This window comes from Methylomonas sp. MS20, from assembly GCF_050275925.1.
GTDB lineage: Bacteria > Pseudomonadota > Gammaproteobacteria > Methylococcales > Methylomonadaceae > Methylomonas > Methylomonas koyamae_A.
Window position 1 is genome coordinate 3,566,864 of sequence record NZ_CP189962.1, and the last position, 25,486, is coordinate 3,592,349.

General features: G+C 57.6%; 19 protein-coding genes, 1 pseudogene and 1 CRISPR repeat array. Of the genes and pseudogenes, 9 read left to right on the forward strand and 11 right to left on the reverse strand.

Annotation, left to right across the window (positions count from 1 at the left end; all coding sequences use genetic code 11):
- Positions 1-1,214: 1,214 nt before the first annotated feature.
- From ACQE3D_RS15900 to ACQE3D_RS15910, 3 genes are all read left to right on the forward strand, one after another.
- The gene (locus ACQE3D_RS15900) at positions 1,215-1,985 is read left to right on the forward strand and encodes a hypothetical protein (RefSeq protein ID WP_313729772.1); all 771 of its coding nucleotides are present in this window, start codon (positions 1,215-1,217) and stop codon (positions 1,983-1,985) included.
- 124 nt (positions 1,986-2,109) lie between these two features.
- Positions 2,110-2,940, forward strand: a complete 831-nt coding sequence (locus ACQE3D_RS15905) for a hypothetical protein (RefSeq protein ID WP_281020866.1) — start codon at positions 2,110-2,112, stop codon at positions 2,938-2,940.
- A gap of 188 nt (positions 2,941-3,128) precedes the next feature.
- Entirely contained in the window at positions 3,129-5,339 is a 2,211-nt protein-coding gene (locus ACQE3D_RS15910; protein ID WP_281020867.1) for a cytochrome-c peroxidase, read from the forward strand.
- A 218-nt stretch (positions 5,340-5,557) separates the two neighbouring features.
- Here ACQE3D_RS15910 and ACQE3D_RS15915 read toward each other — a convergent pair whose 3' ends face one another.
- From ACQE3D_RS15915 to ACQE3D_RS15930, 4 genes and pseudogenes are all read right to left on the reverse strand, one after another.
- Positions 5,558-6,877 carry a glycerophosphodiester phosphodiesterase family protein gene (locus ACQE3D_RS15915; RefSeq protein WP_281020868.1) on the reverse strand — a complete coding sequence of 440 codons (1,320 nt, stop codon included), beginning with the start codon at positions 6,875-6,877 and terminating at the stop codon, positions 5,558-5,560.
- Positions 6,878-6,990: 113 nt separating this feature from the next.
- A complete protein-coding gene (locus tag ACQE3D_RS15920; protein ID WP_313729771.1) occupies positions 6,991-7,350 on the reverse strand; it encodes a hypothetical protein in 360 nt (119 codons plus the stop codon).
- Positions 7,351-8,687: 1,337 nt separating this feature from the next.
- A CRISPR array of direct repeats spans positions 8,688-11,055; the repeat unit is 28 nt; unit sequence TTTCTAAGCCGCCTGTGCGGCGGCGGAC.
- A gap of 131 nt (positions 11,056-11,186) precedes the next feature.
- Entirely contained in the window at positions 11,187-11,366 is a 180-nt protein-coding gene (gene cas6f, locus ACQE3D_RS15925) for a type I-F CRISPR-associated endoribonuclease Cas6/Csy4 (RefSeq protein WP_409521111.1), read from the reverse strand.
- Positions 11,345-11,464, reverse strand: a pseudogene (locus ACQE3D_RS15930) (type I-F CRISPR-associated protein Cas7f/Csy3); the annotation flags it as partial. The pseudogene ACQE3D_RS15930 and the gene cas6f (ACQE3D_RS15925), both read right to left, overlap by 22 nt.
- 83 nt (positions 11,465-11,547) lie before the next feature.
- Between ACQE3D_RS15930 and ACQE3D_RS15935 the strand changes: the two are divergent.
- Entirely contained in the window at positions 11,548-11,778 is a 231-nt protein-coding gene (locus ACQE3D_RS15935; RefSeq protein WP_064024391.1) for a hypothetical protein, read from the forward strand.
- Between the two features lie 44 nt (positions 11,779-11,822).
- Positions 11,823-12,077: an AbrB/MazE/SpoVT family DNA-binding domain-containing protein gene (locus tag ACQE3D_RS15940; RefSeq protein ID WP_064024393.1), complete on the forward strand. Its 255-nt coding sequence runs from the start codon at positions 11,823-11,825 to the stop codon at positions 12,075-12,077.
- Between the two features lie 79 nt (positions 12,078-12,156).
- Here the strand turns inward: ACQE3D_RS15940 and cas6f (ACQE3D_RS15945) are convergent, their stop codons facing one another.
- From cas6f (ACQE3D_RS15945) to ACQE3D_RS15975, 7 genes are all read right to left on the reverse strand, one after another.
- Positions 12,157-12,798, reverse strand: a complete 642-nt coding sequence (gene cas6f / locus ACQE3D_RS15945; protein ID WP_064024396.1) for a type I-F CRISPR-associated endoribonuclease Cas6/Csy4 — start codon at positions 12,796-12,798, stop codon at positions 12,157-12,159.
- A 3-nt stretch (positions 12,799-12,801) separates the two neighbouring features.
- On the reverse strand, positions 12,802-13,818 hold the full coding sequence (gene csy3 / locus ACQE3D_RS15950) for a type I-F CRISPR-associated protein Csy3 (protein WP_064024398.1): 1,017 nt from the start codon (positions 13,816-13,818) through the stop codon (positions 12,802-12,804).
- 3 nt (positions 13,819-13,821) lie between these two features.
- Positions 13,822-14,724: a type I-F CRISPR-associated protein Csy2 gene (csy2, locus tag ACQE3D_RS15955; protein ID WP_064024400.1), complete on the reverse strand. Its 903-nt coding sequence runs from the start codon at positions 14,722-14,724 to the stop codon at positions 13,822-13,824.
- A complete protein-coding gene (gene csy1, locus ACQE3D_RS15960) occupies positions 14,721-15,971 on the reverse strand; it encodes a type I-F CRISPR-associated protein Csy1 (protein WP_064024402.1) in 1,251 nt (416 codons plus the stop codon). Before csy1 ends, csy2 begins: the two co-directional genes overlap by 4 nt.
- Positions 15,972-16,011: 40 nt before the next feature.
- A complete protein-coding gene (gene cas3f, locus ACQE3D_RS15965; protein WP_064024403.1) occupies positions 16,012-19,350 on the reverse strand; it encodes a type I-F CRISPR-associated helicase Cas3f in 3,339 nt (1,112 codons plus the stop codon).
- A complete protein-coding gene (gene cas1f, locus ACQE3D_RS15970) occupies positions 19,347-20,549 on the reverse strand; it encodes a type I-F CRISPR-associated endonuclease Cas1f (protein ID WP_313729770.1) in 1,203 nt (400 codons plus the stop codon). The genes cas3f and cas1f overlap by 4 nt, the downstream gene beginning before the upstream one ends.
- Positions 20,550-21,016: 467 nt before the next feature.
- Positions 21,017-21,685, reverse strand: coding sequence for a Bax inhibitor-1/YccA family protein (locus ACQE3D_RS15975; RefSeq protein WP_139306118.1), 669 nt, complete (start codon positions 21,683-21,685; stop codon positions 21,017-21,019).
- Positions 21,686-21,811: 126 nt separating this feature from the next.
- Between ACQE3D_RS15975 and ACQE3D_RS15980 the strand changes: the two genes are divergently transcribed.
- From ACQE3D_RS15980 to ACQE3D_RS15995, 4 genes are read left to right on the forward strand one after another with little or no spacing between them, the layout of a single operon-like run.
- A complete protein-coding gene (locus tag ACQE3D_RS15980) occupies positions 21,812-22,198 on the forward strand; it encodes a group II truncated hemoglobin (RefSeq protein ID WP_313729769.1) in 387 nt (128 codons plus the stop codon).
- A gap of 11 nt (positions 22,199-22,209) precedes the next feature.
- On the forward strand, positions 22,210-24,111 hold the full coding sequence (locus ACQE3D_RS15985) for a bifunctional diguanylate cyclase/phosphodiesterase (RefSeq protein ID WP_071155674.1): 1,902 nt from the start codon (positions 22,210-22,212) through the stop codon (positions 24,109-24,111).
- Entirely contained in the window at positions 24,098-24,769 is a 672-nt protein-coding gene (locus ACQE3D_RS15990) for a transglutaminase-like cysteine peptidase (RefSeq protein ID WP_313729768.1), read from the forward strand. Before ACQE3D_RS15985 ends, ACQE3D_RS15990 begins: the two co-directional genes overlap by 14 nt.
- A complete protein-coding gene (locus ACQE3D_RS15995) occupies positions 24,766-25,485 on the forward strand; it encodes a M48 family metallopeptidase (protein WP_313729767.1) in 720 nt (239 codons plus the stop codon). The genes ACQE3D_RS15990 and ACQE3D_RS15995 overlap by 4 nt, the downstream gene beginning before the upstream one ends.
- Position 25,486: the final 1 nt, after the last annotated feature.

The following is a 25,486-nucleotide window of genomic DNA, read 5'->3' on the forward strand; positions in this document are numbered from 1 at the left end:
TACGCCCCGCTGCAACACGCCGGTCACGAAGGTAGCCCGTTCTTTTTCGTACCGGAGGCTTGAGGCCGGACCGCCTTCCATTGACCGGGGCGATGCGGCGGTTCAGCGCTGGCTGAGCGGAGTCGAAGCCAGCTTTTCGCTTCGACTTCGCTCAGCGAACGACTTAGCCAATAAGGTAGCCCGTTCTTTTTCGTACCGGAGGCTTGCGGCCGGACCGCCTTCCATTGGCCGGGGGCGATGCGGCGGTTCACCGCTGGCTGAGCGGAGTCGAAGCCAGCCAGTTCGCTTCGACTTCGCTCAGCGAACGACATCACTAATATGGAGGCTTACGCTATTCGACATCGGTTGCGGCTCTCATCAGCGACCGACATAGCTAGCATCGAGGTGTTTATCCCCCGCTACGTTGGGAAAGGGCGTTTTTAGTTCGCGCTGAATAATGACCGCTCTTTTTACTCTGAACGTCGTTAGGCAAAATCAGGACATCCCTGTCGTTCAAACCGCTCCCTATCCCCTCTATTTCATTGTTCCGAGTGAAACCTCCACCATGATCGTTACCTGATATTCCCGCTATCGACCTATACTTCGCATTCCGCTTGGGCAATACCGATTCTCGATCGACCCACCGGCTATTTATTCCAAAAACTCATAAGCCACGGAATTTATCCGTAAGCTCGGTGACCGCACCTGAGCCGGCCACAAGACCGATTGCGGCATCGCAAGCGGCCACACGGCACCGCAATTAAACTGTGGCATTTCACACACATGTCAAACGTTTTACACCAGTCGCCTTTAGCAACCGACCGCGCGCCAAAGTGGCCCGCAACCTCGGTCGAACGTGCAAACCAGGCCAATAGAACGTCTCAAACTCCCCACCGACCGCGTCTGCTTTTTTCACTAACGCCGAATACTTGGCGGCTGCGATTATTTCTCTAATTGTTCTACGTTATTTGCACAGCGTGATTCAAATCACATAATTTTTTAATGGAAATTAGCCATTTAACATAGCTGCAATTTTCAGGTTTTCCATTTAATTGAAAACTATAGCTTTTATGAATGGCACACTTCTTGACTTTATCCAGAATGCCGATCACCGGCCATCGCGCCAACCACTTGCCGCGATGGCCGCCGAGGCGCCGGAAATGGGCGATCTCGGCTGTTCTGAGGGGGGCAGACGTTCGGCATTTACGATATCGCACCACTTACAAGGAATACCCATGTCTTATACCAAAACCAAATTTTCCTCCACCCGCAAAACCATGCTGGCACTCGCGGTTTCGCTAGCCGCATCCTCCGCCGCGCAGGCGGCCGTGGTCACCGGCACGATTCGCGCCGCGACCGACGCGACCTACGGCGCCGGCACCACCATCGATTACTGGGCGTTCGATTTAAGCGCCGACGCCAACATCGTGATCGATGTCCGTGCTAACGAAGGCTATTCCAACGGCTGGGGTTCACATCCGAACGCTTACGTGGACTTGAACGGCGACGGCGAAATCACACTGGCCGATACCCAGTTCCGTCTGTATCAGGATACGGTGTCTATCGATACCGAGATCACCAGTGCCGACGACGGTTCCAGCTACACCCCGCCGGGCGACAGCAACGGTTGGGCGGACGGCACCCTGATGTCGCGCGACTCCTATCTATCCACCGCGCTGGGCGCCGGCCATTACATCATTGCGTTCGGCGACTACAAACTGGATTCCAACGATGGCGCGCAAGGCTTCAACTCCGGCGACACCATCACCGCCGCCACCGGGATCAACCCCTTTACCGGCGCTACCGGCCAAGACCATTTCGACTACCAATTGACCTTCCTGGCCAGCGACTTCACCACAGGCGACAGCCTGAACGTCAATGCCTTCCAAGTCAACCTGAACGGCGATCCGATCGACCCCGCGCCGGTGCCGGTTCCCGGCGCGGTATGGCTGTTCGGTTCGGTCCTGGCCGGTTATCTGGGTTCGGCCAAACGTAAATCGGCCTAACCATCCCCACTCGGAGTAACCGCAACCGGGCGAATCGCGTCGATTTGCCGTTGGCGGTTACTCCCGCACCCTTGGAATCATTCCGGCGCCGTTCGATTCGGCACCGAAACAGGAGACTGTAAGCATGTCTATCAATAAATTATTCGAAACCACTTTACTGGCATCAGCGTTGACCCTGGCGTTCGCGCAACCGGCCTCCGCCGCGTGGACCGGCAACGACAACAGCGTCGAATTGGGCACGACCATTACCAACCCTGCCTTCAACGGCAGCACCGTCGGTTTTTCCGGTAACCCGGCGCTGACCAACGACGCCTGGGGGATGCAAGCCGCGTTCACCAATTTCTATCTACCGACTTCCGCGCAAAGCGTCATCATCGACGCGCGTTCGTCCGCCGGCAATTACCCGGCTTTCTCGATCTTCCGCACCAACGTGGCCTATTCCGGCGACACGGTCGGCGTAGACACACCCGCCGAGGTCACCGGACAAATCCATAAATTCAACTCGGTCGGCCAAGCCGGCGATCCCGGCATCATCTGGGCCACCGGACCGGACGGCATCGTCGAAACCCTGGGTTACGTCAGCTCTTCGTCCAATAACTACGTCAACTCTTACGGCGGCGTCATCGACTCGGGCGCGCACGACATCAGCAACGACGACTTGTACGAAACCGGCGTCACCGGTGCCATCGGCGTCACCGGCAACCCAGCCTTCGCCACCACCAAACGCTACGCAACCTTGACTTTGACCGACCTGCAAGCCGGCTGGTACGCAATATTCGTCGGCGGCGCGGACATCGCCGGCACCGGCGGGGATATCACCGTCAAAGTCACCGCCTCGGCGGCGGCATCGACCTACACGCCACCGGCGGCCGTACCCGTTCCGGCCGCGGTTTGGTTGTTCGGTAGTGCCCTGGTCGGCTTCCTGGGTCTGAATCGCAAATCGGTACGCGTCTGACCGACGGCTGCCCCGCCAACCTTCGGTTGGCGGGAAGTCGGCAAATGTAGCGCTAACAAAATGTCGCCAAGGATGGCGGCCCTTCAATCGGCTATCTGAACCTTCAGACACGCCGCCGTAATGAATTCCGGGCGACGGCCGATCGGCTCAGCGCCTATTCCTCTTGTTTAAATTCGCAGAGTAAGACCATGCGCATAATCCGCACTATCCGTTTATCAGGCTTGATGGCCGCCGCAATCGTTTTCAACACACCGCTGTCGGCGGCGGAATTGGCTCTGGGACCGATGCCGATCAGCCTGAAAACGCTGCCGGTGCCGCCAGTACCAGGCCTGGTGGACGGTAGCGCCCCGATTGTGGTCAATAAAGCGGCGGCCATCGCCCTCGGAAAAGCCTTATTCTGGGATAGCAACGTCGGCAGCGACGGCATGGCTTGCGCCTCCTGCCACTTCCACGCCGGTGCGGACGGCCGCACTAAAAACCAAGTTTCGGCCGGCGGCCAATCGGCCTCGATCGCCGAACAAATCTTCGACGCCACCGCCGACGCCACCCCGTTGGGTCCCAACCGGCCGCTCAGCGTATTCGACTTTCCGCTACACCAGCGTGAAAACCCGTTGGCCGATTCGACGGTGATGTTCGATACCGACAACGTGGTCGGCTCCGCCGGCACCTTCGCGGGCGATTTCAAAGCGGTCACCCGCTATAGCAGCGGCATCGACACCTGCGACCGCGCCCCCGACCCAATATTCCGGGTCGGCGCGAACGGCACCCGGCGGGTAACGCCGCGCAACGCGCCGACCGTCATCAACGCGGTCTTCAACCACCGCAGCTTCTGGGACGGCCGCGCCAACAACATTTTCAACGGCAGCAGTCCTTGGGGCGACCGCGACCCCAATGCCGGCGTCTGGGTGCTGACCGGCAGCCGAACCGTGCAAAAACAACGCTTGCGTTTGATCAATTCGTCGTTGGCCTCGTTGGCGGTGGCACCACCCACCAATCACACCGAAATGAGCTGCAACAATCGGACTTTGCTGGACTTGGGCCGAAAACTGCTGTTCCGCCAACCGCTACAAAACCAGTCGGTGCATGCCTCCGACAGCGTGTTGGGTCCCTATAGCTTTAGCGATGCCGACAAGTTGAGTCCGGGACTGAACACCACATACGCCGGCCTGATTCGGCAAGCCTACAACGCCAAATATTGGTCGTATTCGGGTAGAGTGCCGGTTAGCCCGCCGGTCGGCCAATCGCCTTACACCCAGTTGGAAGCCAACTTTCCGATGTTCTTCGCATTGGCGATTCAGCTTTACGAAAGCACTTTGATCTCCGACGAAGCACCATTCGATACCAGCGCCCGCGATGCCAACCATCAACCGATAGACCTGAGTGCCGAAGAATTGAACGGTTTGAAACAATTCAGAAGCAATCAATGCGGGCTATGCCATTTGGGGCCGAACTTCAGCTCGGCCTCGATCGCAGCCAACGCCGCCATCGCCCAAACCCACCCCGAAGCCTTCGGCGAACCGACCTTCCGCATCAGCGCCAGTCCGAACGTGGTCAACCGTATTCCGCTGATGGTCGGCAACCAAGCGGTCACCGCGTTCTACGACACCGGCTTTTCATCGAACGGCGCCGCGCGCGAGGCCAACGACATCGGTGCCGGCGGCGTGGACGACTTCGGCAATCCATTGTCTTTCAGCAGCCAATATTTACAATTGTTGGCCGGCAATACCGCCGCCATTCTGGACAGCGAAGTCAATGCCGTGCGCGCTTGCGATTTTCAGAATGCGATGGCGACCAATATGACGCTCCGCTATTCCCTACCCAATTTGTTTACCCAAACCGACGGCCTGCTGCCGCAACCGCAAACCACCGCGAATTGTTTCCTGCCGTTAAGCAACGCCTTCATCCCGACGCCGGCGGCGGCGCAAGCGGAGCTAAACAAAGCGGTGAATAAACGTATGGTCGCGGCGGTCGCCGCCACGTTTAAAACGCCGACGCTGCGCAATATCGAATTGACCGGTCCCTACATGCACAACGGCGGCATGGCGACCTTGGAGCAAGTGGTGGAATTTTACAGTCGCGGCGGCAATTTCAACCTGGACAGCAAGCACGTGACCCGGGTATTTCCGCAACCCACCTTACAGTCCAATCCGCAAAACCGGGCCGATCTGGTTGCCTTCCTGAAAACCTTGACCGACGAGCGCGTGCTTTACCAACGGGCGCCGTTCGATCATCCGGCTTTGAAAATTCCGCATGGACAGGTCGGCGACGAAACCGCGACCGTCAGTGGCAATCCGCTCAACGCGGCCTTGTCCAAGGACGAATATCTGCAGCTCCCGGCCGTCGGCGCGGACGGCGTCGCCGAACCGCTGACCAGCTTCGAACAGCGTCTGGCGCATTGAGGAAATCGAGAACCGCTTGAGCCTCGCGCGTTACCGGAGCGTGACCGCGACCCTGATTTTCGGACCGCGACACCGGCATTGCGTCGGGGCGGCTTCAGCCGCGATCGAAAGCGTTTGGCGTGGGACACGTTTCAGTCGCCGCTAAAGCGCCTCCCACAACTTGATGTTTGCGCCGGCACATTCCCGCGCCACGCGCGGGAATGGCCGAACGGCTTGACTTACTTCAAACCCATGCAACTGGCGTAATAGCTGACGGTGCCGGACCAATCGGAAAAGATGCCCAAAATACCGACTTCCCGCGCCAACACATCCAGCGTGGTCATGATATCGCCGTCGTTTTCCAACGCATCCAGCGTGGATTGATAATAAAACGACGGGCTGGCCGTGCCTTTGGTCGGCAACACTTCCTCGACGATACGGCCGGAACGCTCCAAGGTCCAGGTAATGATGCCCAAACCGGCGGCCTTGGCGTCCTTGGCGTATTGCGAAGGCACGATTTTGCCGGCGGCGTCCACGCTGAGCAACATCCACATCGGCGGCGCGACAATCTTGATGCCTTGCGCGGCGTATCCCTTCAGATCCGCTGCGGTCGGAACGTCGGCCGGCGTGTTGGCGTCGTCCAGATAAACCGCTTGCTGGCCGAAAGCCGGTTCATGCTGAATCCAATACAGCACATCTTCCTTGTTAAACGACTGCGCCCAAACGGTTTTCGGCGAAACGCCGGCCGACTTATATTCGTCGATCATGGCTTGCGCATACGCGGCCTGACTGCCGAAAACGTCCTCGACCTGCAATTTGGCGTTGCGGTTGGGGCTCTTCAATTCCGGCGTATATTTACTGCCTAGCTTTTTCAACAGCGCGATACTCTCCTGGTGCGTCAGCAGCGTGCCGCCGGTCGAGTAAAGATCGGTCCGCCAGTTGGCGGTACCCGCCAAAAACTGTTCCGGCGTCACCGCGTTGGGGTTGGACGCATCCATCTTGCCTTTCAGCGACTTGAACTCGGACAAGCTCAAATCGCTGGTGCAGCACAGCGCCGACGCGGCCTTGGTGCGCTTGCCGGTCGCATCGAACTCGGCCGGCGAAAACGGCTTGGAGCAGGCGGCTGCCAACGGCGTGACCAAGATATTGGTCGTGGTATGCAAATCGCATTGGTCGTGACGGCACACTAGTTCGCCGTCCTTGGTAAAGGTCACGTCGCATTCCTGCACGCCCGCGCCCATCCGCGAGCCGGCTTCATGGCTTTCCTGGGTGTGTTCCGGAAATTGCAACGTGCCGCCGCCGCGATGGCCGATCGAAAAATGGGTTTTATGGAATGGCCCGTCGCCGCAGCTCTCCAGTTTGGATTTCAAGCGGCCGGGGCTCATTTTATCGATCAAATAATAAGGCCGCGGCCCCACTTGCACGCTTTCGTCTTGCTGCCAGCGATCGGCATCGCGCCCCAAATCCTTACCGTCCGCGCCGGCCAAGGCCGACCACAGACAACCGCTTAACAGCAGCATTCCGGCTGCATGACGCGTCAATCTCTTGCTTATCAACATTGCAATCTCCCAGGGTTCTCGAATAGTTTGCGCCGGCCCCGCCCCGTTGCCGCGACAGCGAACGGGCGCTCTAAAACAGATAGCCGGCAATGCGTTACCGCGAACACTGTGTATCACGCCAATATTTCAACCGCGTTAATCGCAACGATCAGCGGACCTATCGCGCGATGCGCGCGATGGCGAACGACCGCGACGCGACGAGCCGCGCTCACCCTTTGCCCGCGCCAACAGACAGACGACAACAGCCCAGCTCGCCGGAGCAATAGCGAGCGTCCTGTAATCGACACGGAACCTTCTCTGGCGAACATCGAGCGATCTCCGATCAACACCGGACGTTCTACGATCAACACCGGACGTTCTCCAATCAACACCGGGCGTTCTCCGATCAACACCGGACGTTCTACGATCAACACCGGATGTTCTCCGATCACCACCGGGCGTTCTACGATCAACACCGGAAGTTGTACGATCAACACTGGCCTCCGGCTAAAAATCACTGTTGCTTGCCTGACAAACAATCGACGTTGCGTGTCCGCGCTAAATGCGTGCGTCTTCAGAATAAAAACCCGGCTGCTAAAACAGGATTGCCGGATATTGATCGGCCGACGCCCGATGTTCACCACACACCGTTGCATGTTCAAAATAGAATGCCGGCTGTTCGGCACGGAGCGCCGGAGAATGCGCGGTGCGTCTTGCCGCTTTATCTGATCAGTTCGCCGAACTCGGGCAAATCGATGTCGTTCGAAACATGCCAAGTCGCCCGTGCGACAACGCACAACCCGGTGCCTGAGCGAAGCCGAAGGCCATCCGGCTAAGCCGCCCGTGCGCTGGCGGACGACCCGGTGCCTGAGCGGAGCCGAAGGCCATCCGGCTATGCCGCCCGTGCGGCGGTGGACGACCCGGTACCTGAGCGAAGCCGAAGGCCATCCGGCTATGCCGCCCGTGCGGCGGTGGACGACCCGGTGCCTGAGCGAAGCCGAAGGCCACCCGGCTATGCCGCCCGTGCGGCAGCGGACGACCCGGTGCCTGAGCGAAGCCGAAGGCCATCCGGCTAAGCCGCCCGTGCGCGGACGACCCGGTGCCTGAGCGGAGCCGAAGGCCATCTGGCTATGCCGCCCGTGCGCGGACGACCCGGTGCCTGAGCGGAGCCGAAGGCCATCTGGCTATGCCGCCCGTGCGCGGACGACCCGGTGCCTGAGCGGAGCCGAAGGCCATCTGGCTATGCCGCCCGTGCGGCGGCGGACGACCCGGTGCCTGAGCGGAGCCGAAGGCCATCCGGCTATGCCGCCTGTGCGGCGGCGGACCAAAAGCAGCACCTATGCCTGGTTGACCCAATTTTCTAAACCGCCTGTGCGGCGGCGGACAACTCAACCAATTTTTAACCAGGATTCATCATTTTCTAAGCCGCCTGTGCGGCGGCGGACGGAATCGGCATGCAGAAACTGGCCTTGTTCCATTTCTAAGCCGCCTGTGCGGCGGCGGACCGCCAAAGCGGGATAAGCGCCGGCGAGGTATTTTTCTAAGCCGCCTGTGCGGCGGCGGACGATATTCTTCGTGCGTTGTTCTGGAACCCTGATTTCTAAGCCGCCTGTGCGGCGGCGGACGGCGCTGGAGCACCAGCGCCGGGGGAGTTTGGTTTCTAACAGGCTGTTGAAATTTAAAAAGCTGCTCCACTTTTGCCCCAAAAAACGCGTTTCCCTTAAAATAAAACTTTGTAAGTCCTTGATTGTTCGTTGCAGCCAAATGACTTTTAGTAACAAATTGGAGGATTTTGGAAGATTTTTTCCACCGAGTTTCATTTTTCAACAACCTGCTAAGCCGCCTGTGCGGCGGCGGACGGGATCTGGAAGCGCTGATGAACATGCCGGAATTTCTAAGCCGCCTGTGCGGCGGCGGACTGCTGAGCCCGTTCCATCATTTTACCGCTGGCTTTCTAAGCCGCCTGTGCGGCGGCGGACAGCTGTAGCTTGGCTATTTGCTCGTCTGCGTATTTCTAAGCCGCCTGTGCGGCGGCGGACCAGACCGCGCCGACGCTTGGATTCTGACATTCTTTCTAAGCCGCCTGTGCGGCGGCGGACAAGGCCGGCCAGCTGGGTTCCCTCGCTATTACTTTCTAAGCCGCCTGTGCGGCGGCGGACCGCTTCGACGGGCTTCGGCTTAGCGTATTGCTTTTCTAAGCCGCCTGTGCGGCGGCGGACTGAAAAATAAAGAAATGTCTATTTATTTTTCATTTCTAAGCCGCCTGTGCGGCGGCGGACTGGCCACAAGGCATGGCTTTGGCCGGCGGCAATTTCTAAGCCGCCTGTGCGGCGGCGGACTGACATGTCGCCAATACGTGTTAACCGATGGCTTTCTAAGCCGCCTGTGCGGCGGCGGACAAGCGTCGGCGCCAACTGGAGCATTTCCCCTTTTTCTAAGCCGCCTGTGCGGCGGCGGACGCGAATTTTCAGCTTGTTTCGACGACCACGCCTTTCTAAGCCGCCTGTGCGGCGGCGGACGGCAACGGCGGCCAAGAGTGCCGCTATTCGCTTTTCTAAGCCGCCTGTGCGGCGGCGGACGCATCGGCCACTCATCGGGTGTATCAAAACGGTTTCTAAGCCGCCTGTGCGGCGGCGGACACCGTCGCTAACTTCACGTTGATCACGCTGCTTTTCTAAGCCGCCTGTGCGGCGGCGGACTAATTTAGCCGCCGCCATGACGGTCGCGCGTTTTTCTAAGCCGCCTGTGCGGCGGCGGACACATCATTTGCTCGGAGAAGGCGTTTAAATACTTTCTAAGCCGCCTGTGCGGCGGCGGACATGTTCTGCTCGGTTTGTTGAGCGTTCATGCCTTTCTAAGCCGCCTGTGCGGCGGCGGACGAGGATACGAACACCGAGAGCGGTAGCCAATCTTTCTAAGCCGCCTGTGCGGCGGCGGACAAAGCTGATTGGCTGGGATCGTGTTTGACGATTTTCTAAGCCGCCTGTGCGGCGGCGGACGGTTTAGGCGTTTCGCCGACAGACCCCACCGATTTCTAAGCCGCCTGTGCGGCGGCGGACCGCCGCGCGGTGGGCTGCCGGCGGATTATCAATTTCTAAGCCGCCTGTGCGGCGGCGGACATATGGCCGCCAACCTAGCGGCGTCCGGCCTTTTTCTAAGCCGCCTGTGCGGCGGCGGACTAAAACGTCGCCATTTTTGCGAAATCGCTTTCTTTCTAAGCCGCCTGTGCGGCGGCGGACCGTTATCCATATTAGAGCCGTTGGTATCGATTTTTCTAAGCCGCCTGTGCGGCGGCGGACTCATCATCGGCGAGGCGCTGGCGCTGATGGGCTTTCTAAGCCGCCTGTGCGGCGGCGGACTGGCCGCGGGCCCAGCGCTTGAACCAGTGCGCTTTCTAAGCCGCCTGTGCGGCGGCGGACTGACGTTGACCGCGCCGTTGCTGATATAGCTGTTTCTAAGCCGCCTGTGCGGCGGCGGACGGTGCCTATCCGCGAGACACGCTCGGCGGGCGTTTCTAAGCCGCCTGTGCGGCGGCGGACTGGGTCATGCCGGTGGTGGGCGGCGAGTTGCCTTTCTAAGCCGCCTGTGCGGCGGCGGACATCGGTTGCCGCCCCGCTAACGCGAAACATCCTTTCTAAGCCGCCTGTGCGGCGGCGGACGTGGGCGGCGAGTTGCCGGTAGCCTTTGTAGCTTTCTAAGCCGCCTGTGCGGCGGCGGACGTGCTGATCAGCCCGGACGGCGGCACTACGCCTTTCTAAGCCGCCTGTGCGGCGGCGGACTTATCGCCGGACGTGCTGCGGGAATGGTTATCTTTCTAAGCCGCCTGTGCGGCGGCGGACAGATACGGCCACTTAGAGACCGTCAAAAGAATTTTCTAAGCCGCCTGTGCGGCGGCGGACAATTATCTGAGCTGCGGCGTGGCGAGTTGCAATTTCTAAGCCGCCTGTGCGGCGGCGGACACGCCTGTCCAAATTGGGGCTTGGGACATATTTTTCTAAGCCGCCTGTGCGGCGGCGGACGTAAACCGGGCAGCGCGCACATCGATCGCGCCTTTCTAAGCCGCCTGTGCGGCGGCGGACGACACACCCTCGAAGTTCAGCGAGCCGTCGGCTTTCTAAGCCGCCTGTGCGGCGGCGGACCGCAAGCATTGGCTCTGCTGGGCGGGGCAATGTTTCTAAGCCGCCTGTGCGGCGGCGGACTGATTATAAATAAACGGGAAGCCGGTTGCGACAAGGGTAGCGGACGGATTAACCCATTTTTACCATCCGTAAAACCAATACCCGTAACCGGCTGATTTAGTTCACATTGTTAAAGAGCGAAAAAAATTGGGTCAAAACTCGGGGACAGTGGCCGTCCGGCTCAAACCGTAAGCGCTGAAATGACCTGCCAGCGGCGCCGCGACGGCCGATTTGCCAATCCACAAACAAAAGCTTTGGCCGTTGCTGAGACTTTGCAAGCGAATAAACGGCGTGGCGTGGCGATACGCTCGGCGCCTACTATATTGCGCCACCGAAAGCGGGCGTTGGCGAGATTGGCTGCATAACGTTTGGCGGCTGCTAAGCAATTCTCGGGATTACAGCATCTGCCGACATTATTAGCAGCGTTCAGCGATAAGAATCATGAATTCAAGAAATGGCCTTTATTCGCAATAACTTACAGATACAATACTTCCAATCATCAGTAGGTAAACCATGAAAACCAACGCCGACAACCGAAATGTTATTCAGGTATTCATAGCCTCCGCTATTCAGTGGATTAAGCGCTTTGTTAGATTGGACCAAAGCAACATCAGCCCCCAAATTACCCTGACCGCAAAAGACTTGCAGGCGCTTTTTGATTTGGAGGATCATCCACCCGAACCGACCGAGCGCATGAAAAAAGCCTTGCAAACTTACAAAAAAATTGTCGCTGAGAAAATATGAGCGGCAGCGGTTGCTAACCATGAGTTAAAAGTACCGGTAACTCTATGCCCAAATTGAACGACAAAAGGCAAGTAACCTTGCCGAAAGCCATTTGCACAGCTATTGGTTTGCATCCTGGCGACTACATCGCTGTGTTCGCCCGCGATGGCATGGTTCACGTCGTCAAGATGGACGCCAGCGAAATCTCCGGAAAAATTCTAGCCCCCATCCAAAGCGAAGTTTGCTCGACCAATGAAAACATCGAGACGCCGGGCAAAACACGCGTAGCCGACGACCGTTTATCCGATAGCAACGGCTAGGCCGAGCGCGCATTTAGCGCGACACTCGGCCGGTGTTCCCCTAACAGCGTTTGACGCATCGAGGCGACGACATCAACAGTCAGAACTCAGGCACGGTAGCGGTCGCGCTAAGCCCGTAACTACTAAATTCGCCGCTCGACGACTCAGCCACCGTGACCTTTTTAATCCACAAACAAAAGCTTTGGCCGTTGCTGAGACTTTGCAGGCGTATAAACGGCGTGGCGATGCGCTTATCCGACATGTCGCAATAGCGAAACGACTTGGGATAAGTCTCCCCACCCTTCGAATCGGAGCGAAGTTCCACCACGCCGTTCCATGCGGCGTCGAAGTCCAGGTCGTGCCGCTTGGCATAACGCCGCGCCAAGCGCTCCGGGTTGGTTTTGGCATGTTCGCGCCGGTAAATCGCATAACCCGCCACCTTGTCCGGCACCGGGCGAATACTGGTGCAATGCACGTAATCGCTCAACCGCGCCAGCCACTTCGGCGCGTCGAAGCGGGCCAGCGTGGCTTCGTCTTGGGCAAACAACCGGCACTTTGCGCCGAGCACGCTGTATTTCTCGCCGATCACATATTCCGGAAACGACACGCCAATCGGCACTTGCTTTTGCTCGTCCTGCATTTCGACTAAGCCCAAGTGGATTTGCTGGACGACTTTGAACCACAGAAAATTCAGCCCGACCTCGGGATTGGGCAGCAAGGTGATTTCCAAATAAAACCGCATGGCTCAGTCCTTGCCGCTTTGGCCGAACACGCCGCCGCGCACCAATACCGCCATCACGTAATGCTCTTGCTCCTTGCTGGCAAGCGCTTCGCCGAGTGCGAAGCGGTCGAACAGCGTGTAAAAGTCGGCTTTGTCTTTAGGGGTACGGAAGGCTTTTCCCAGGTTGGTCACCGCGCCGTAAGGTTCGATGGCGATTGGGCCGATGCCAACGGTGCCATCGTCGTGGCCGGGATACCAGGTGTCGATGGTGCGCAGCGCGTTGCCGATTTTTTGCGAATGCAAGGCAGCGGTGCCGTTGACGGCATACAGGATTTTGCTTTTGTCGCCCTTGCCGTTGCCGAGGATCAATTCCTCGCTGGGGTAAACTTCCTGCGCCTTGCCGATTAAGGCGTAGGCCTCGACGCTAATCAATAAATACGGCAAGCGACCGCACAAGGCATCGGCGATTTTTCCGGCCAGTTTTTGCAAATCCGGGGTATCGGCATTGAAATCACGCAGGGAAAATTGCTTGGCGTCGAAAACCAATGCGTCCCCGTCGCCGGTATCGACCACCACTTCGATTTTTTCCGCGCCGACTCGATTGCGCCATAAATAGCGGGCGTTGGCGATGTTGACGGCGTAACGTTTGGCCAGTTCCGCAAAGCCTTCCTGTTCGATGTAGGCTTGGGCGACGCCTGGATAAACCGCGTTGAAATTCGGCCCATTGCTGGCCGACGGTTTATCCACGCCGCCCAACACTTTCAGGGTAAAGCTCAGTTTTAACGTGTCTTGATCCTCGGCCAACGCGCAGGCGTCGACGGTTTGCAAGTTGGGTTTTTCGACTTCGGCGTTGAGTTTTAAGGGGTCGTTTTGCAACGCGGGTTTCAAACGATTGGAAATCGTGCCGCGCACGGATTTTGGTGTTAAACCAAGCGGCTTGGGTTTGCTACGGTCGTCCCATGTAGTGCCATATAGATAACCGTCGGAAGGCACCAATTTTTTTTCGAAAGCCAATACGGTTGCGTCGTTTTTTGCTGCCATGTTTTAGTCTCCAATAAGATTTGCTGCTGTGAGGGTTCGGCAAAGGTATAGATTGCGTCCGGTATCGACGTGGTATTGCCATAGCACGTCGTCCAGATTGGTAATGCGGTACGGCATTTTGAATTCGCCCAGCGTGACCACGCTTTCGGCGAAGCGGTGCGGTGTGTCAAGGTCGCGTTGGTTGGCGGCTTGGCCCAATTCGGAAATACCCTGAAAGCCCACCGCAATCGGCACCAGCCAACCCGGCGCCTTGCGTTGACTGCTCCATGTGACTTTGCCGCTTTCGTCCTGCTCGCTGCGGTGCATGACTTTCAGATAATCCAGCAAGGCATCCAGCGCGTCCCGCTGCTCGTCGCGCATGGCCTGCACCATCAGTTCCCGGCGCTCGACTAGCACGTAACCGAGCATCAGCCGGTTGAGTAGTTTCCTGACGCTGCGATCGTCATCTTCATCGACGATATGAATTTCCACCGGCTTAACGGTCAGCACGTCGCCACCGGCCCATTTCATCCGCCGCAGTTGCTGGTTAAGCGTGATTTCGAGACGCTCCCGTTCGTCGGTATCGAAGCCTTGTAATTCCACCAACAGCGACACGTCCAAGTGACAGCGGGCTTCTTCGACGAAGGCTGGCCTGCCACCGTCTTTATCCAACGGATTGGCGGTGCCGACAATGGAATGCACGAAATCGCCTTGGCCTTTGTAGGTCTGTAAATCGAAGCGATGGCAGCTTAACGCCACGCCGGTCAGCTCGATGTCGGTCAATCCCTGTTGTTGTAAATGGCGTTGGACGGCATGCACGCCACCCAACCAAGCGGTCATGGCCGGAAAGCCGATGGTGTACGGACTGCTCATCGCGTTGGCGTTGTGAATGCGCAGATGCGGAATTAACAGAAAACGGCGCGTCATTTGAAAAACTCCTGGTCGGCGGCAACGGCTTGCTCGGCCAACGCTGCCAACTCATGGAATTCGTCGTCGCCGAGCTTGGTGCGGCTGTCCTTGCACAGGTATTCGTAAGTTCGAATGATCCAACGGGCAAAATCGCCGGCCACCTCGTCCAGCCATACTTCGGATTGCTCGCGCTGTTCCAGATAGGCGTCGTCGAGCCAAATCCGTTGCGCTAGCGGTAAGTCGCGGTAATGCTCGGTTTGCGACCAGCCGGGACCGGTGGCGCGAATGGCGAAGGCTAGTCGCAAGACTGCGTCGATCAGGTATTTGAGGGTATGACGGATGCCGTCGCGAACGTGCATGTTGTTGACGCCGCTGCGCATCAAGCGGTCCAGGGTCTGGAAGCTGTCTTGGAAACGGCGGGCGGATAGCGAGTTTCTGAAGAAATGTCGAGTCGGTAATCTCACCTGCCGCTGCTCGAAGATTGGCGGCACACTGCTTAACAGATATGCCCGGCCGGCATTTTGATTGTTCAGGACACTGATATTCTGCGGCTTGGTGCCGCCGTACAAGGTAACGGTCAATCCCAGCATGTCGTCGAAACCGTCGGCGTGGTGTTCATTTTTACGCCGGCTGTCCTTGGCCTGTTTGGTGGCTTCGGAAAAGCGCATTGCATCAATGCGGCTTTTGGTTTGGGTTAGCATACCAGCTGGAGTCAGGATAGACAGCAGGTGATAGTCGGCATCGACCGGAAAATAGACTTGCTTGACCAAGCCGTCGGTCCGATTGCCGTCGTCGCTTTGTTTAACCGTCAAAAACCCGGAACGCAGACTGTCGTAATTTGCAGTCGGCACCGTCAACAGGCGCTTCGCTTCCTCGCTGTCCCGTTCCAGGTGCTGCAACAGCGTTTGCCCGTCATTCAGCGGCAGAGTCAAAAACTTGTAAACATCCATCGCCGCCGCGTTGCCGAATACGTCCAACTCGTAATCCACATTGCCGGTACGCAGGTAGCCGTCGTTCGCCTGTTGGCCTTGGGCGATGACCGAACTGGTTTTGGCGCTGGGATGGCTGAATTTGCCGGGATGGCTGACCATGGATAACCAGGCGGCCCGCCGCGCAGCATCCGGCAACCAGGTCGGTAAGGAAAATTTGTCCTCGGCTTCTTGTTGGATGGCGGCTTGTTGATCCGGGTCTTCCGTGGTTTTTAATTTGGTTTTCAGCCAAGCTGCTTTGCGGTCGGCGAAAAACGTTGTGATCGATTCGTGCATTGGCAATAGCCTCCTTTGAAGCGTGTTTTTATGGTTCCTGCTAATTCATGTCTTGATACAAGCCGAATTGATCCGAATAAAACCAAGGATTGTCGCTATTCGGACGAATCATGATTTCGCCGTAACGCTCGGATGCGGCTTGTAATAGCTGTTCGGGATCGACGTCGGCGCCGGCCGCTACGCTATCGGCGTGTTGGCGCAATATGCTTTGGTAATCGCGCGTCATCCATGATCGGGCCTGGGCTTTAGCCGAAAAGGGTTCCGCCGGCACGATGTTGTATACGGATTGGCGAGGGATGAATTGCCCGCGTTCGTCCTTCTCGCAAAACACCGCTTTACCGTCTCGCCAGACCAAAAATAGCGATGTTTCCGGATTGCCGGCTCGAAACGGGTTGATTTGCTGCGGCACGGCGGTTAGCCACCAATTTTCGTGCAGCCAGGCCTGCAAGGCTTGCGGGCCTTGTTGCCGGTAATCGGTCAGGCTTTGATGTAGGGCTTGGTGTTCCAGGTCAGCTAAGCGCTGTTTCGGCTCCAGCTTTTCCGGGCGTTGAATGCGCGGCACGGCATTAACGACTTTGTTCAATTCGGCTTCGTCCACCAATTGAGCAAAGTCGTGGCTGGTCAACCTTAGACTTTTGCCGTTTTCGTAACCCGGTCGGCAATAGGCCGGGCCGCCCGATTGCCGCAAGGCTTTCAGGTTGTATTGCATCACGGCGATATTGGCGTGTTCGATATCGGCCGATAGTCGACGATGGCGTAGCACCCGGCCTGCCAACTGGATGATGGAACGAAACGACGACGGTTCTATGACGGCCCAATCGAAATCGTGGTCGCGCCCCACTTCTTCCACCGGCGTCGCCACCAGTATGAACAATACGTCATCGGCTGCTGTGGAATCCAAATGCCGGCGGATTGCGGGGACCTGAAATGCTTTCGCTGTTTGGCCTGGTTTTTCCTTGCGTTGCAAAATTTCATCCAAATGTTTTTCCTGTTCATGACGTATTAGCAGCACTTGCCGGCTATGGTAAGCCATGATTTTCGGCTCAATGCTGCAGCCCCATTCCGCTTGCAACATGTAGCGTGTCAGCGCGACGCAAGGCGGAATGTTCGCCATCCGCACTACGCCGAACGATACGCGCTTTCCGGTTTTGGCATCGATGCTGTGATGATCAGCGTGCAGCCGTTCGGCGGCTAGCCGAATTTTGGCGAAATACTGTTGCCGTTGCTCAACAGGCTGGCTTTTCAAGGCAAGCAGTTCGTCGCATCGTTCGATAATGGCTTTACGTTTGACAAGTTGCTTGTGCAGATGGCCGACCCGTTTGCCAATGAACTGCCGGTGTAGCTGCGCGTATTGCCGGCAACGGCTATCGGAATCCGTGTTGTCCAGTCGCTCGACTTGCGTACCGAACTCGTCGATCCAGGCGCAGGCCACTAGCGGATGGGCGGTTTTGAAATGGCTGTGCAATTGCCAACCGGCTTGATACGCATGGAAAAAACCTTCCGCCAAATCCGGTGGAATCGTGGCGGAGGAAATCATCACCTTGCGGCCCAACATGCCGGCCAAATGGATCAAACGGCCGATGGCAATCAAATCGGTGCCGTCAAAGTCGTCCACTTCGTCGATCACCAGATCGGAGGACAACAGGCGCAGACAAGGCAGGATGAATTTGCCGCCGCGCCGGGTTTCGGTGGCGACGATGATGTGGTCTATCGTGCAAGCTAACACCGGCTTGTATAAAAATGCCTTGTGTTTTTCGGTCAGCCGGGGTTGATGCTTGGGAAACAGCACGTCGAGAAATTCGGCATGCGGCATGTCGCCAAAATCCAGATCTTCCGCCAATAGTTGTTCTCTGGATTCGGACCCGATGTCTTCGTAGCCGGGCGGCTGGTCTTTTTTCCGCGCGGCTTTGTCGTAAAGCTGTTTGATTGCCGCCGAGCCGATCAAAACCGCCAGGTCCTGGTCGGTCAAACCCAATCGATTGCGGTATTCGTTGCCGGTTTGCAAGGTCAAGGTCCGCAAACCCAAGGCCAGCACGTAGCGCAAACTATCGCCGTCGTCCGCCAGTGCGCGCATGACTTTGGCATTAGCCACGGTTTTGCCGCAGCCGGTGCTGGCCATATTCACCACGAACCAGCCGTAGCCTTGTTCTTGCTGGGCTTGATGTTGGGCTTTGAAGCGGGCGATGCCGTCCACGGCCTTATCCTGCCATTCGAAACCGGCGGGACTTTTTTGCTTGAGGCTTTTAATGTCGTAGGCGGCATCCATCTCGCTACTGAAGCGCGACAGGGTTTGGCTGATTTTCAAAGCTTGATCGCCGACGCGGACCAAATGCTCGTCCAGTTTTTGTTTGAGCCGTTTTTGGCTATCAGTGTTAGCGTAAAGATCGATTACCGACTGCCAATTGCCGTCGGCTTGGCAGGACGAGTAATAGTGATCGCCCAGCATCAGGCACAAACGCGCATGGTGCAGCAACAGCCGGTAGGCGCCGTTGTCGAGCAAGGCTTGGATCGGCACTTGGTTCTGTAGCAACTTGGCCGACCATTTTTTCAGTTGTTTGCGCCATGGATCGGATTGCGACAACAAACCGTCTGGAAATTCGAAGCAGGCTTTCAGGCGCTTATCGTCGTCGTTGGGATTTTGGTAGCCCCAGTCCGCGTTCAAGCTTTTCAGCATGCGCGCCAGACTTTCTCGATTCTGTCCCGACTCGTCGTTCGGTTTGAAGCGACTCGGCAAGCGGTGATGACTCATGATCAACCAGCCGACGAGTTGTGCAATCGGCGGTAAGTCGGCCAATGGATTTTTCAGGTTTTCGGCGGTCAGATTTTTTAACGCTGCTTCGTCCCAGTTGTCATCGCCCAACAGCCTCAGCCAAGTTTTGTCTTCATCACCCGCAAGCCGTACCAAACCATTCAACAACAGACAGGAAATCCATTCGTGGCGTAGCGGATCGCCTACGCAAGAGCTGGATTTGAGTTTGCTTTGGAACAAAGCAGTTGCCTTGCCCCAATCGTGTAGTAACGCCGCAACTGCGACCAAGGCTTTGATGGCCGGCAAATAGGTCCAGTTGTTTTCCCATTGGCTGTTCAGCAGATTCTTTTGCGTGCTGTTGACCGGCACAACCCCCTCGGCATTGAAGCGCTTGCGATTGCCGACTATCCAAACCAATTCGCTCCGGCTCCGTGACCTAATCCAATGGCAACTAACCGCCGTATTTTTGGTGGCGGTCTTGCGCAGCAGGGTTTTGACGGCGATCAGGCCTTCTTCGGTAATCACGGTTTGCCAGGTGTTGTCGCCGATGCGGTTGGCGAAGGCGTCCAGCACGCGGCGGGTGCGGGCCAGGGCTTTTTTCTGGCATTGGCTGACGAAGGTGACCATCATGGGCGGTCGTCCAGTTGATGTGTTCGTGGTTCGACTGGCTCACCACGAACGGTTTTGTTTACGTCATCAGTTTGTGGTTCGACAGGCACATCACGAACAGTTTTGTTTACGCCGTCAGTTTGTGGTTCGACAGGCTCACCACGAACAGTTTTGTTTACGCCGTCAGTTTGTGGTTCGACAGGCTCACCACGAACAGTTTTGTTTACGCCGTCAGTTTGTGGTTCGACAGGCTCACCACGAACGGCATTGTTCACGTCGTCGGTTTGTTGTATGGCGGCTCGCTTGACTTGCTCGAACATAAAATCCAGCGCTTTGTGGTCGGTGAATTTTTGCAGGATTTGCTGGCGGAATTCCTGTTCGCTCATTTTTTCCTTGGCGCAGACGAAAGCCCAGGGCAGGACGATGGCGTCCTTGACCAGGTCGGCAACGTCGAACACCAGCGCGCCGCGCCGGGTTTTGCCGTGCATGACCGCGAAACCGTGCGGGATGCCCAGTACCCATAAGGTGGTGGCGGCCAGGCCGTAGGCCAGGTAATTGCCGTGGTTAAGGAAACCGTTGGCAAGGTCGGTGGCGTCGTGGTCGCGGCTGAAATCGCCGTGTTGGGTGGCCTTGGCGGCGTAACGGTAGAGCTGTTTGGTCAATAGCGCTTCGCGTTGCAGCAGGTCGCCGGTTTTTTCGGCGCTGCCGAGCTTGCCGGCGTAATTGTCCAGCGCGGCAGCTATGGCGCTGTCGTCAGCGAAGATACCTTCAGCCTGCAGTTCGCGGTCCTTGCTCCATACCTTACGAATGTAATCGACGCGGGCTTGTTGAAAAGCCTTGGCGACTGTCAGACGTTGCGCGTCGTCGAACCAGAATTTCAGCCAGCCCTGGATGTATTCGGTGGGGCGGTATTCGCTTTGCGGGGTGAGCCATTCGATTTCGCAGCCGCTAAACAAGGGCGTGCCTCCGCCGCCGCAAAATCCCACCAGCACGCCGGCGCTGGCCAGCATCCGCATCGCTGCCTGGGTAATCGAGGTGCCGGTGCCGAGCAGAATCACCGTGGTATTGGCGATGGGGATGTTCCAATACAGGTTTTCGTCCTTGGCTTCGGTCAGGTACAGCACGCGGCCGTCCTTTTGCATCACCCGGCATTTTTCCAGGTAGTAGATGTTGGCGCGCTTGGAGTGGAGGATGGCTTTTAGGTCGGTGAGTTGTTCCATAACCGTCGGATGATTGTTCCAAAACGGCCCGGATTATTGCCGCGTCGGCGCGCCAGCGTCAAGGCTAGACAAAGGAAGGGAGAACGGCCTGCCGTGCCGGAATATCAGCCATCACGGTTAAAGCCGTTGCAAAGGGTCGAATTTGCGTCGGGGCATCGGAGCGGCGGGAATGCGTAGCTGTCGGTCGAGTCGAGTGCCGCGCCTATTATAACGGCCCTTAGTTACCGTTCGCCCTGTGCCTGTCGAAGGGCTCGCCAGCGGGTTTCGACGAGCTCGGCCCGAACGGACTACCCGTGGTCAATAGGGCCGAGTTTGCGTTTGACGATACCGATTCGGAACGCGTTCCAGTGCTATTGAAGCCGTTTCCACGCCGCGAAATTTTTGCCAAAAAAAGCCCCACGAAGTCAGTGGGGCTTTTGGGGGACTGGGCGGACCGGAGCCGCCCTATTTTAGGTAGCAATCAGCGATTAATCCTCGCCGCCGAACACGCCCAGCAATTGCAACAAGCTGGTAAACAAGTTGTAAATCGAAACGTACAAGGACACGGTGGCCAGAATATAATTGGTCTCGCCGCCGTGGATGATTTCACTGGTTTGGTACAGGATCATCGCCGACATCAACAGGATGAACATTGCCGATACCGCCAAGGACAAGGCCGGAATCGAGAACAAGACCGCCGCCAGACCGGCCAGGAAGGCCACCATGATGCCAACCATTAAAAAACCGGCGATGAAGCTGAAATCCTTGCGGCTGATCAGCGCGTAAGCCGACAAGCCCAAAAAGATCACTCCGGTACCGCCCAACGCGGTCAAGACCAATTGATGACCGTTGCTGTAGGCCTGGATGTACATGTTTAAAATCGGTCCCAGCGTCATGCCCATGAAGCCGGTCAACGCGAACACGAATACCAAGCCCAGCGCGCTATTGCTGAACCGGGTGGTCAGGAACAACAAGCCGAAATAGCCGACCATCGTCACGATCAGGCCGGGATGCGGCAGATTCAGCATCATCGCCAACGCGGCGGTGCCGGCGCTGAACAATAAGGTCATCGACAACAACAAATAGGTATTCTTCAAAACTTTATTGGTCGTCAGAATGCGGGATTCCGAACGAACGGTTGCAGTGTTTAAACGCATGATTGGTTATCCTCTTGAGTTGAACAAGTGTCGCTGTGACCGTTTAATCGCGCCGGAGTTTCCCGGCATCGGCAGCGCCGTCTGCTAGTATACCTAAACAATTTGCAAACTAGAGGCTAAAAGGTGATGACAAGCACCACCCCCTACGAACTGGCCGGCGGCGAAGCGGCGCTGCGCAGTCTGGTCGACCGTTTTTATTTCTACATGGACATTCTGCCCGAAGCCCAAGGCATACGGGCGATGCACGCCGAGAATCTGGCGTCGGCCAAGGACAAATTGTTCAAGTTTTTCTCGGGCTGGCTGGGCGGCCCGGATCTTTTCATGCAGGAGTTCGGTCATCCGATGCTCAGAGCCAGGCATCTGCCGTTTCGAATCGGCGAGTCCGAGCGCGACCAGTGGATGCTGTGCATGAACAAGGCGTTGGACGAAATCGCGATGGACCCCAGACTCCGGGACAATATCCGCGCGGCCTTGCAAAATCTGGCCACGCACATGATCAATCAGGACACCTAGGAAACCCTCCCATGTCTTTATCCAAACAATTGTTAATCCTGATCTCGGCGCTGTTTTTGATGATATTCAGCGTCAACTTCGCCCTGAGCGTCGGCAACATCAAGGATTATCTGGAAGGCGAGTCGAAAAGCCATGCCCAGGATACCGCGACCTCGCTGGGCTTGTCGCTGAGCCCGTACATGACCAACCCGGACGATCAAGTCATCCAGTCGATGGCCAGCGCGATTTTCGACATGGGCTATTACAAGGAGATTCGCATCGTGGACGCCGAAAACCGCGAACTGGTCGAACTGATCAGCGAAAAGCGCGTGGAGGGCGTGCCCGATTGGTTCATCGACCGGCTGCCGATGACCTCCGCCACCGCCGAAGCCGAGATCAGTACCGGCTGGAATCTGGCCGGCGTCGTCTACGTGACCGTCAATCCCGGCTTTGCCTATCTGAAACTGTACGAGCAAGCCAAATCGGCATTTTACTATTCGTTGGCGGCATTCCTGGTGTCGATCAGTCTGCTGGTGTTTGTGTTGCGGATGACGCTGGCACCGTTGAACAAGATCGACTGGCTGGCGCGCCGTATCAGCGAAGGCCACTACGAGACGATACACGCGCTGCCTTGGACCCGCGAGGTCCGCAATGTCGCCGCGTCGATGAATACGATGTCGCAAAAAATCAAAACCGCGATCGCCTCGCTGCAAACCAAGCTGGATCGGATGGGCGCCAGCCTGTTGCGCGACGATTTGACCGGTTTGTACAAAAAGTCGGTGTTCGAAACCGACTTGAAACCGCTGTTCGCCGAGCACGGCGACGCCCACGTCGCCTTGATCCGCCTGGACAGTCTGTCCGAATTGGTCAAGGAACACGACAGCGCGGCCATCGACGATCTGCTGAGCCGCTTCGCCAAACTGCTGCAACACACCGCGGATAGCGCGGCCCATCCGGTCAAGCCTTACCGGTTCTACGGCGCCGAATTCGCGCTATTGATCGAAACCGCCGACCAAGGCTTCGTTGAAGATTTGTTAAGAAGCTTGGCCGTCGATATCGCGCAATTGGGGGAACAGTACCGTAAACCCGACTTGGTCCACATCGGCGTCGCTCGCCTGAACCCGGTCGGCAGCGCCGAATCGCTGTTGGAAGCCGCCCACGAAGCCCACGAACAAGCTCAGCTGATCGGCGCCAACAGTTATTTCATTCGGGCCGGCGACAATATCGCCCGCGACATCACGGCCTGGAAGAGCTTGGTGTTCGATTGCGTGGACCGCTGCGACTATTCCGTGTGGTATATCGGCCAGACCGCCGCGTTCGCCACCGGCGCGCTGTTGATGGAAGAAGCCTTTATCCAGGTCCACGACCGTCACGGCGAACTGGTCGCGATCGGCCCGTTCATTTCGATTGCCGAGAAGTTCGCCAAAATCGTCGACTTGGATCGCGGCATCATCGAACAAGTCGTACACCACATCCGCGACGGCCACCTTGCCCATAGCATCGCCGTCAACCTGTCGACCCGCACCGTCAGAAACGGCGAATTTCGCCGTTGGCTGGAAATTTTGTTAAAGCAAAGCCCGATCGCCGCCAAGCAACTGGTCTTTAGCCTGTCGGCTTACGCGGTCGCCAAGGATGTCGAAGCCTACCGGGATTTTATCGCCGACGTGCATAGCCTGGGCGGCCGGGTCATGATCAAACGCTTCGAAACCCAATCGCTATCGGCCGAGACCGTCAAGCGTTTGCGGCCGGACTTCATCCGTTTGGCCCGCGACCTCGGCAACGGGGTCTGCGACTCGGCGCAAAAACACGTGTTCGTACAGACCGTTCAAGACATCGCGGCCCTAATGGACATTGCCGTTCTTGCCGAAAACGTTCAATCGGAAGCCGACTACCAAACCTTGAAGGCGATGGGTCTCGCCGGTGCTAGCCGTTAGTATCCGGGCGCCGCGCGGTCTGATCGGCGCGGTATTCGCCGCTTTTTGGCTGGCGTGTCTGGCCTTGGCCCAGGATTTCGGCCTCGATCCGGAAATGCTGGCGGCGGTCGAAAAAAAATACGGCGCGCCGGCCAAGCAGCGGCTGTTGGACTGGCAGCAACTGATCGCTTCCGGCCGCGACCTTTCCGAAGATGAGAAAATGCGCCGGGTCAACGACTTCTTCAATCAAAACGTCGAATTCGTCGACGACATCGCGCTGTGGCACAAAACCGATTATTGGGCCACGCCGACGGAGTTTTTGGTCAAGGGCGCCGGCGATTGCGAGGATTACTCGATCGCCAAATATTTCACGCTGGTGGAAATGGGCGTCAGCGACAGCAAATTAAGAATCACCTACGTCAAAGCACTGGAGTTGAATCAAGCGCACATGGTACTCACCTATTTCGAATCGCCGCGCGCGGAGCCGCTGGTCTTGGACAACTTGAAAACCGCCATCCTGCCGGCCGGCAAGCGCCGCGATCTGCAACCGGTCTACAGTTTTAACGGTACCGGCTTGTGGCTGGCTAAAAGCAAGGGCTCCGGCCAGCGCGTCGGCGGCTCGGACCGGATCAGCCTGTGGACCGAGCTGAAAGACCGCATGATGGAGCCGCCACTGTGACCGCCGCCACCGAATTTCATCTGCGCCGCAGCAGCCGAGCCAAACGCACTCGCATTGTCGTCAAGCCGGGCCGGGTGGAAGTGGTCGCTCCGCCCAAGGTTCCCGAACGACAAATCCAAGCCTTCGTCGCCGCGCAACAGGATTGGATCCGCGCGGCGCTACGACGGGTCGCCGAAAAAACCCGGCCGGCGCCGGCTTGGGCACCGGCGCTATATTCTGACGGCGCGGCCGTCCCGTATTTAGGCGAGCGGATTCCGCTGCGGATCGAAACCGCCGCCCGCAAAACGGTTGGCGTAGAGCTACGCGACGGTAGCGGCTTTCACGTACGCATGCCGGCCGGCGAGACCGGCGACGAATCCGAACGCATCCGACTGGCGCTCGGCGACTGGATGAAACGCCAAGCCCGTATCCAAGCCCTGCATTGGATAGAACGCCACGCCCCTCGTCACGGCTTGATGCCGCGCGCCGTCCGCATCAAAACCCAAAAAAGCCGTTGGGGCAGTTGCGGACCGAAGAACGACATCAATTTGAACTGGCTGTTGATGCTGGCACCGCCCGCCGCGCTGGAGTACGTCGTGGTCCACGAACTGTGCCATATCCGCCATAAAAATCATTCGGCCGATTTCTGGCAATTGGTCGAAGCGCATTTGCCGAACTACCGGGAGCAACGGCTTTGGCTGAAGCAACACGGCGCCGCGATCATGCAAGGTTTGTAGC

What these genes read in the sequence shown, in the direction of transcription:
- csy2 (WP_064024400.1), bottom strand. Translation starts at nt 14,724, where the DNA reads ATGACGCGCCGTTTTCTGTTAATTCCGCATCTGCGCATTCACAACGCC.
- csy1 (WP_064024402.1), bottom strand. Translation starts at nt 15,971, where the DNA reads ATGCACGAATCGATCACAACGTTTTTCGCCGACCGCAAAGCAGCTTGG.
- cas1f (WP_313729770.1), bottom strand. Translation starts at nt 20,549, where the DNA reads ATGGAACAACTCACCGACCTAAAAGCCATCCTCCACTCCAAGCGCGCC.
- cas6f (WP_064024396.1), bottom strand. Translation starts at nt 12,798, where the DNA reads ATGCGGTTTTATTTGGAAATCACCTTGCTGCCCAATCCCGAGGTCGGG.
- ACQE3D_RS15900 (WP_313729772.1), top strand. Translation starts at nt 1,215, where the DNA reads ATGTCTTATACCAAAACCAAATTTTCCTCCACCCGCAAAACCATGCTG.
- ACQE3D_RS15980 (WP_313729769.1), top strand. Translation starts at nt 21,812, where the DNA reads ATGACAAGCACCACCCCCTACGAACTGGCCGGCGGCGAAGCGGCGCTG.
- ACQE3D_RS15940 (WP_064024393.1), top strand. Translation starts at nt 11,823, where the DNA reads ATGCCCAAATTGAACGACAAAAGGCAAGTAACCTTGCCGAAAGCCATT.
- ACQE3D_RS15905 (WP_281020866.1), top strand. Translation starts at nt 2,110, where the DNA reads ATGTCTATCAATAAATTATTCGAAACCACTTTACTGGCATCAGCGTTG.
- cas3f (WP_064024403.1), bottom strand. Translation starts at nt 19,350, where the DNA reads ATGATGGTCACCTTCGTCAGCCAATGCCAGAAAAAAGCCCTGGCCCGC.
- csy3 (WP_064024398.1), bottom strand. Translation starts at nt 13,818, where the DNA reads ATGGCAGCAAAAAACGACGCAACCGTATTGGCTTTCGAAAAAAAATTG.
- ACQE3D_RS15910 (WP_281020867.1), top strand. Translation starts at nt 3,129, where the DNA reads ATGCGCATAATCCGCACTATCCGTTTATCAGGCTTGATGGCCGCCGCA.
- ACQE3D_RS15935 (WP_064024391.1), top strand. Translation starts at nt 11,548, where the DNA reads ATGAAAACCAACGCCGACAACCGAAATGTTATTCAGGTATTCATAGCC.
- ACQE3D_RS15985 (WP_071155674.1), top strand. Translation starts at nt 22,210, where the DNA reads ATGTCTTTATCCAAACAATTGTTAATCCTGATCTCGGCGCTGTTTTTG.
- ACQE3D_RS15915 (WP_281020868.1), bottom strand. Translation starts at nt 6,877, where the DNA reads ATGTTGATAAGCAAGAGATTGACGCGTCATGCAGCCGGAATGCTGCTG.
- ACQE3D_RS15975 (WP_139306118.1), bottom strand. Translation starts at nt 21,685, where the DNA reads ATGCGTTTAAACACTGCAACCGTTCGTTCGGAATCCCGCATTCTGACG.